5 protein-coding genes are annotated in these 7,079 nt (G+C 73.9%); 3 read left to right on the forward strand and 2 right to left on the reverse strand.

What is annotated here, in order from left to right:
• Positions 1 to 26: 26 nt before the first annotated feature.
• Positions 27 to 1,298: a sulfite oxidase gene (locus tag ACLQ2W_RS13330; protein ID WP_425786657.1), complete on the forward strand. Its 1,272-nt coding sequence runs from the start codon at positions 27 to 29 to the stop codon at positions 1,296 to 1,298.
• Here the strand turns inward: ACLQ2W_RS13330 and ACLQ2W_RS13335 are convergent.
• A complete protein-coding gene (locus ACLQ2W_RS13335; protein ID WP_425786658.1) occupies positions 1,285 to 1,833 on the reverse strand; it encodes an RNA 2'-phosphotransferase in 549 nt (182 codons plus the stop codon). The genes ACLQ2W_RS13330 and ACLQ2W_RS13335 overlap by 14 nt on opposite strands.
• A 195-nt stretch (positions 1,834 to 2,028) precedes the next feature.
• On the reverse strand, positions 2,029 to 3,078 hold the full coding sequence (locus ACLQ2W_RS13340) for an aldo/keto reductase (protein ID WP_425786659.1): 1,050 nt from the start codon (positions 3,076 to 3,078) through the stop codon (positions 2,029 to 2,031).
• A 281-nt stretch (positions 3,079 to 3,359) separates the two neighbouring features.
• Here ACLQ2W_RS13340 and pgi point away from each other — a divergent pair, with 281 nt between their 5' ends.
• Positions 3,360 to 4,994, forward strand: a complete 1,635-nt coding sequence (gene pgi, locus ACLQ2W_RS13345; RefSeq protein ID WP_425786660.1) for a glucose-6-phosphate isomerase — start codon at positions 3,360 to 3,362, stop codon at positions 4,992 to 4,994.
• A gap of 390 nt (positions 4,995 to 5,384) precedes the next feature.
• Positions 5,385 to 6,809, forward strand: a complete 1,425-nt coding sequence (locus ACLQ2W_RS13350) for a hypothetical protein (RefSeq protein ID WP_425786661.1) — start codon at positions 5,385 to 5,387, stop codon at positions 6,807 to 6,809.
• The last annotated feature ends 270 nt before the right edge of the window (positions 6,810 to 7,079 follow it).

Below are 7,079 nucleotides of genomic sequence, written 5' to 3' on the forward strand. Positions count from 1 at the left end.
CAGTGTCGCCGAGCCCGGAGGTCCCCGTGAGCCCGTCCCCCACCGAAGCCGCCCACGACACCGAACGGAGCCGGCAGTGGCTCGCCGGTGCGGCCCGCGGCGACGGCGTCGACCGTGACGCGCTGCGGGAGCTGGGCGCCGCCATGGCCGCGGTCACCGCCGCCGCCGCGGAACGCGAGCCGGTCGCGGTGACCGCCGTCCCGGTCGGCGTCGACCCGCCGATCGCCAAGCCGCTGCCGCCGGAGCTGCTGCGCCGGTTGGACACCAACGCCGAGATGCACTGGTCGGCGATGGCCGGTCAGGGATACGTGGTCCCGACCGACCGGTTCTTCGTCCGCAACCACACCGTCACCCCGCGACTCGACCCGGCCACCTGGCGACTGTCGTTGTTCGGCGACGGGCTGCACGGCGCACCGACCCGGACCGCGCCGGTGGAGTTCAGCCTCGACGAGCTGCGCCGGCTGCCGGCCGAGGAGAGCACCGCGCTGGTCGAGTGTGCCGGCAACGGGCGGCGGTTCTTCGCCTCCCAGCAGGGCGAGCCGGCCCCGGGCGTGGCCTGGGGGCTGGGCGGTGTGGGCGTGGCCCGCTGGCGCGGCGTCCGGCTCGGCACCGTGCTGCGCCGGGCCGGCCTGCGCGACGACGCGGTCGACGTGATGCCCGAGGGCCTGGACCCGCACTACGTCACCGGCGGGATCGACCTGGGCCGGGTCCGCCGGCCGCTGCCGGTCGCCAAGGCGCTCGACGACGTGCTGCTGGCGTACGAGATGAACGGCGCGCCGTTGCCGGCCGACCACGGCTTCCCGGTACGGGTGGTGGTGCCCGGCTGGATCGGCATCTCCTCGATCAAGTGGGTGGGGCCGGTGGAGGTCTCCACCACGCCACTGTTCTCCCCCTGGAACACCCGGTTCTACCGGCTGTTCGGCCCCGGTCACCCGGACGGCGGCACGGTGCTCGGCGCGCAGCCGGTGAAGAGCGCGTTCGAGCTGGCCTGGGACGCCCGGGTGCCGGCCGGCGAGGAGTTGCTGCTGCGCGGCCGGTCCTGGTCCGGCACCGGCCCGATCGAACGGGTCGAGGTGGACACCGGCGACGGGTGGCGCGCGGCCGACCTGGTGGCCGCCGACCGGGGCGGCCCCTGGCAGCGCTGGACCGCGCGCTGGCGCCCACCGGCCGCCGGCCGGCACACGCTGCGGGCCCGCGCCACCGACCGCACCGGCGCCGGCCAGCCCGACCGGGCCGAGCCGAACACGCTGGCCTACGCCTTCGACGCCGTGGTGGCGCACCCGGTCACGGCGTGCTGACGGTCAGGTAGCCGGGCGGGACGGTGTCGGTCAGCCACACCCCGTTCGCCGACCGGTAGAACAGGTAGCCGTGGTCGGCCATGGCGGCGGCGTCGACCGCGAGCACGACCACCGTGCCGGAGCGCCGCGCGCCGACCCGCCGGGCCGTCGCCACGTCCGGCGACAGGTGTACGTGGTGCCGGCGTCCCCGCCGCAGCCCTTCGGCCCGGATCGCGTCAAGCACCTCGTCGGCGGTGCCGTGGTAGAGCCGGCCGGGCGGCGACGCCGGCGTCAGACCGAGCTCGACCGGGACCGAGTGGCCCTGGTTGGCCCGGATCCGGTCGGCCCCGTCCGGACCGGGCTCCACCGCGAAGCGTTGCTTGTCGTTGCCGGCGACCACGGCGTCCAGCTCGACGCGGCTGATCCGCATCGCGGCGAGCAGGTCGGTGACCGGCACCCAGCCGGCCCGGTCGAGCGTCAGGCCGAACCGGTCGGGACGGTGCCGCAACGCCAGCGACATCCGTCTGCTCACCCGGACCAGGTCACGGTGTTCCATCCGGACAGTGTGGGCGCTCGCCCGCGCCGCGTCGACCGGGTTCGGCGGGTGGCTCGTCGGGGCCTGGGGGCCGGCTCAGCGGGTGGCGGCCGATGTCGGGACGATCATGACCGGATCGATGGAGATCTTGGTATGAAATGGCCCCTGGAGGGGCCGTTTCGTACCAAGATCTCCCGACGGACAGTGCGGGCACCGTCAGGCGGCGGCGCGGTCGGGCAGCGGGCGGCGGCGCAGGGCGGGGTCGGTCAACGACGGCGGGGCCCACGCCCCGTCCGCCTGGTAGAGGTTCGTGCCGGGCGGCACGATCTTGTCGATCCGGTCGAGCACCGCGTCGTCGAGCGTCAGTGTCGCACCGGCGAGCAGCGCGTCCAGGTGGTCCATGGTGCGCGGTCCGATGATGGTCGAGGTGACCGCGGGATGCGCCGCGGTGAACGCCACGGCCAACTGCGGCAGGGTGCAGCCGACCTCCTCGGCGAGCGCAGCCAGTTCCTCGACGGCGGCGTACTTGGCGGCGTTGCCGGGCAGCGTCGGGTCGAACCGGGCCGGGGTGAGCGCCGGCCGGCCGGCGGTGAGATCGACGGGCCGGTCGCGCCGGTACCGCCCGGACAGGAAACCGGAGGCCAGCGGGCTCCAGACCAGCACGCCCATCCGGTAACGGTGGCAGACCGGCAGCACCGACGTCTCGATCCCGCGCGCCAGGATCGAGTACGGCGGTTGCTCGGTGCGGAACCGGCCGAGCGCCCGTCGCTCGGCGACGTGGTGCGCCTCCACGATCTCGTCGGCCGGGAAGGTCGAGCAGCCGAACGCGCGGATCTTGCCGGCCCGGACCAGGTCGGTGAGCGCGCCCAGCGTCTCCTCGACGTCGGTGGTGTGGTCGGGCCGGTGCACCTGGTAGAGGTCGATCCAGTCGGTGCCCAGCCGGCGCAGGCTCTCCTCGACCTCGCGGACGATCCAGCGCCGCGAGTTGCCGCCCCGGTTGGGGCCCTCCCCCATCGGGAAGTGCACCTTGGTGGCGAGCACCACGTCGTCGCGCCGACCGCATAGCGCCTTGCCGACGATCACCTCGGACTCGCCCGCCGAGTACATGTCGGCCGTGTCCACGACGTTGACGCCGTGATCGAGCGCGGCGTGCACGATCCGGACGCAGTCGTCGTAGTCGGGGTTGCCGACCGCGCCGAACATCATGGTGCCGAGGCAGTGGGCGCTGACCTCGATGCCGGTGCCGCCGAGCACGCGGTGGCGCATGGGAACTCCAGGAGGGTGACGCCGCGCTGACCGGGCGGCGGCCGGTCCGGTCACGGTAGGAGTTCGAGGGCGCTGGAGGTCAATGCTCGGCGGCCGGTCGTCAGCGTGCCGTGGCCGCCCCGCAGTACGAGGCGGCCCGGCCCGGGTGCCGCCGCACGGGGCACGCCCAGCAGGTGGGCGATGCCGGGTCGCGTCGCGGGAACCGGCCCCGGATGGCAGGCTGGTGGGGTCGCCGGCGAAGGCCCGCCGACCGCCCCGTCGTGAAGGAGAAGATCGACCCGATGGCTGTGGACGTCACCACCACCGACGAATGGCAGGCGCTGCGCAAGCACGCCGAGGCGATGCGCGCCACCCACCTGCGCGACCTCTTCGCCGCCGACGGGCAGCGGGGCGAGCGGCTCACCAGCGAGGTCGCCGACCTGCACGTGGACTACAGCAAGAACCTGGTCACCGACGAGACGGTCGCGCTGCTCACCGCGCTCGCCGAGCGGGTCGGCCTCACCGACCGGATCGCGGCCATGTTCGCCGGGCGGCACATCAACGTCACCGAGGACCGCGCCGTGCTGCACACCGCGCTGCGCCTGCCCCGGGACGCCACGCTGCACGTGGACGGCCAGGACGTCGTCGCCGACGTGCACGCCGTGCTGGACCGGATGTCGGCGTTCGCCGACCGGGTGCGCTCCGGCGGGTGGCGCGGTCACACCGGTGAGCGGATCACCACCGTGGTCAACATCGGCATCGGCGGCTCCGACCTGGGCCCGGTGATGGCGTACGAGGCGTTGAAGGCGTACCGGGACGCGGGGATCTCCTGCCGGTTCGTGTCCAACATCGACCCGACCGACATCCACGACAAGACCGCCGACCTGGATCCGGCGCGCACGCTGTTCGTGGTGGTCTCGAAGACGTTCTCCACCCAGGAGACGCTGGCCAACGCCGACCAGGCACGACGTTGGCTGCTCGCCGGGCTGGACGCGGACGACGACGCGGTCGCCCGGCACTTCGTCGCGGTCAGCACCAACGAGCAGCGGGTGCGCGACTTCGGCATCGATCCGGAGAACATGTTCGGCTTCTGGGACTGGGTGGGCGGGCGGTACTCGCTGCCCTCGGCGGTCGGGCTGTCGGTGATGCTGGCGATCGGCCCGGACCGGTTCCGCGAGATGCTGGCCGGCTACCACGCCGTCGACGAGCACTTCCGCTCGACTCCGGTGGAGCGCAACGTGCCGGCGCTGCTCGGGCTGCTCAACGTGTGGTATTCGGACTTCCTCGGCGCGGAGACCCACGCCGTGCTCCCCTACGCGCAGTACCTGCACCGGTTCCCGGCCTACCTCCAGCAGCTCACCATGGAGAGCAACGGCAAGTCGGTACGCGTCGACGGCTCCCCGGTGACGTACCCGACCGGGGAGATCTTCTGGGGCGAGCCCGGCACCAACGGTCAGCACGCCTTCTACCAGCTCATCCACCAGGGCAGCCGGCTGATCCCGGCGGACTTCATCGCGTTCAGCCGGCCCAACCACGACCTGGGCGACATGCACGACCTGTTCATGTCGAACTTCTTCGCCCAGACCGCCGCGCTGGCGTTCGGGCGCACCCGGGAGCAGGTGGAGGCCGAGGGCACCGCGGCCGACGTGGTGCCGCACCGGGTGATGGCGGGCAACCATCCGACCACCTCGATCCTGGCCCCGAAGCTCACCCCGGCGACCCTGGGCCAGCTCATCGCGCTCTACGAGCACATCGTCTTCACCGAGGCCGCGGTCTGGGACATCAACGCCTTCGACCAGTGGGGCGTGGAACTGGGCAAGGTGATGGCCAACCAGCTCGCCCCGAAGCTCACCGGATCGGCGCCGGATCTGGCCGAGGTGGACACCTCGACCGCGGAGCTGATCCGCCGTTACCGCGCCGAGCGCGGCCGGAGCTGACCTCCGCCGACGACGCCCGGGTGGCCCGACCGCCCGGGCGTCGTCGTGACCTGCGACGACGTAAACCCGCCATTCGGTTGCACGAATTGCTCGACTGCTTACTCCCCGACAGTCGCCACATTTACCCGCGCCTCACCTTGACCCTCGCGTCGGCCGCCGCAACCATGGATGAGCCGACGTCGATTCGCATTTCGACGACGGCGCGGCGGACCACCTGAGCAGTGGGGCGCCGGTTCGCAACGGGGGCTCGACGGGGAAATGCTTTCCGCACGTCACCGATCCGGACGGCATTCCGGACGTGCTGGCGCGCGCCATTTTCCCGCACCCGTGATCCGTTGCGGAAACGGCATTGCCGCCGCCATTCGACAGCGGATCACGACGGGGGAAATCGTGGATCAGATCCTGTACTGGAACGAGGTGGCCCTGGAGGCGAACCGGGTCACCCACACCACCGGCGACGTCACCGAGGCGCACTCGCAGGGGCCGGTGGGCAGCGCCCGCGCGCTGGCCATCGTCCACCTGGCCATGCACGACGCGTACGTCGGGCTCACCGGGGCGTACGAGCCGTGGCTGGGCGACCGGCTGCCGGAGCCACCCGCCGACGCGGACCCGGACAGCGCCGTGGCGGCCGCGGCCCGGACCACGCTCGCCGTCCTGCACCCGGCACAGCGGGCGTTCTTCGAGGCCCGGCACCTCGCCGCGGGCCTGGTCGCCGGCAAGCACGACGCGGCCGGGCACGCCTACGGCCGACAGGTCGCCGAGGAGGTGCTGCGGCTGCGGGCCGGCGACCCCGGTCTCGGCGACGACGGCTACGTGCCGTCCCTGGCGCGCCCGCACCACCGCGTCGACCCGGACAACCCGGGGCAGGGCTACCACGCGCCCTTCTACGGCGCGCGGTCACGCTGCTTCGCGGTGACCACCCGGCACCAGCTCGACGCACCGCCGCGCCCGGGCGACCGGGCGTACGAGCGGGCGCTGCGCCAGGTGCGGGGCAAGGGCGTCGCGCCGCACCTGGCCGGCACGCTGCCGGACCGGCTGCCGCGCCGGACCGCCGCCGAGACCGCCGTCGGGCTGTTCTGGGCCTACGACGGCGCGCGTGGCGTCGGCACCCCGCCCCGGTTCTACAACCAGATCGTCCGGGCGGTGGCCCGGGCCCAGGGCCACGACACGGCCCGCAACGCGCGGCTCTTCGCGCTCGTCAACGCCGCGATGGCCGACGCCGGCATCCTCTGCTGGGCGGAGAAGTACCGCCACGACCTGTGGCGACCGGTGCTCGGCATCCGGGAGCACGACAGCTCGTTGGGGCCGACCGGCACCGGTGACGCCGCGCTCGACCCGGCCGGCGACATCGGCTGGCTGCCGTTGGGCGCACCGAACACCAACAGCGTCGGGCAGAAGAACCGGACGCCGAACTTCCCGGCGTACCCCTCCGGCCACGCCACGTTCGGCGCGGCGGCGTTGCAGACGGTGCGCCAGTTCCACGGGCGCGGCGGGCGCGGCCCGGACGACCTCGCCGACGGGCTGGAGTTCGTCTCCGATGAGCTGAACGGCGTCAGCGTGGACAACACCGGCACGGTCCGGCCGCGCTGGGCCCGCCGCTTCCCGGACGGGTTGTGGCAGATGATCGAGGAGAACGGCCTGAGCCGCGTCCATCTGGGCGTGCACTGGTCGTTCGACGCGTTCGCGCTCGACGACGACGGCCGGGTCGACCTCGGGCAGAACGTCGGCGGGGTGCGCCTCGGCCTGGAGGTGGCCGACGACCTGGCCGCGCACGGTTTGCGCGCCGACGCCGCCGCCGGCCCGGTCGAGCCCTGAGCGGCAGCGGCCCGGTCACGCCGCGAAACGGCAGCGGCCCGATCGAGCCCTGAACGGCAGCGGCCCGGTCACGCCGGGACGCGGCAGCGGCCCGATCGAGCCGTGAGCGGCGACGACCGGGACGCGCCCGGAAGCGGCGGCGGTCACTCGGGCCGCCGCTCGGACGGCCGTCGTGGGGGGCGCCCCCGGGGGGGGGGCGGGCCGCGGGGGCCCGGCGGGGGGGGGGGGGGGGGGGCCCGGGGGGGGGGGGGGGGGGGGGGGGGGGGGGGT

Source organism: Micromonospora sp. DT227 (genome assembly GCF_049841835.1).
Lineage (GTDB): Bacteria > Actinomycetota > Actinomycetes > Mycobacteriales > Micromonosporaceae > Micromonospora.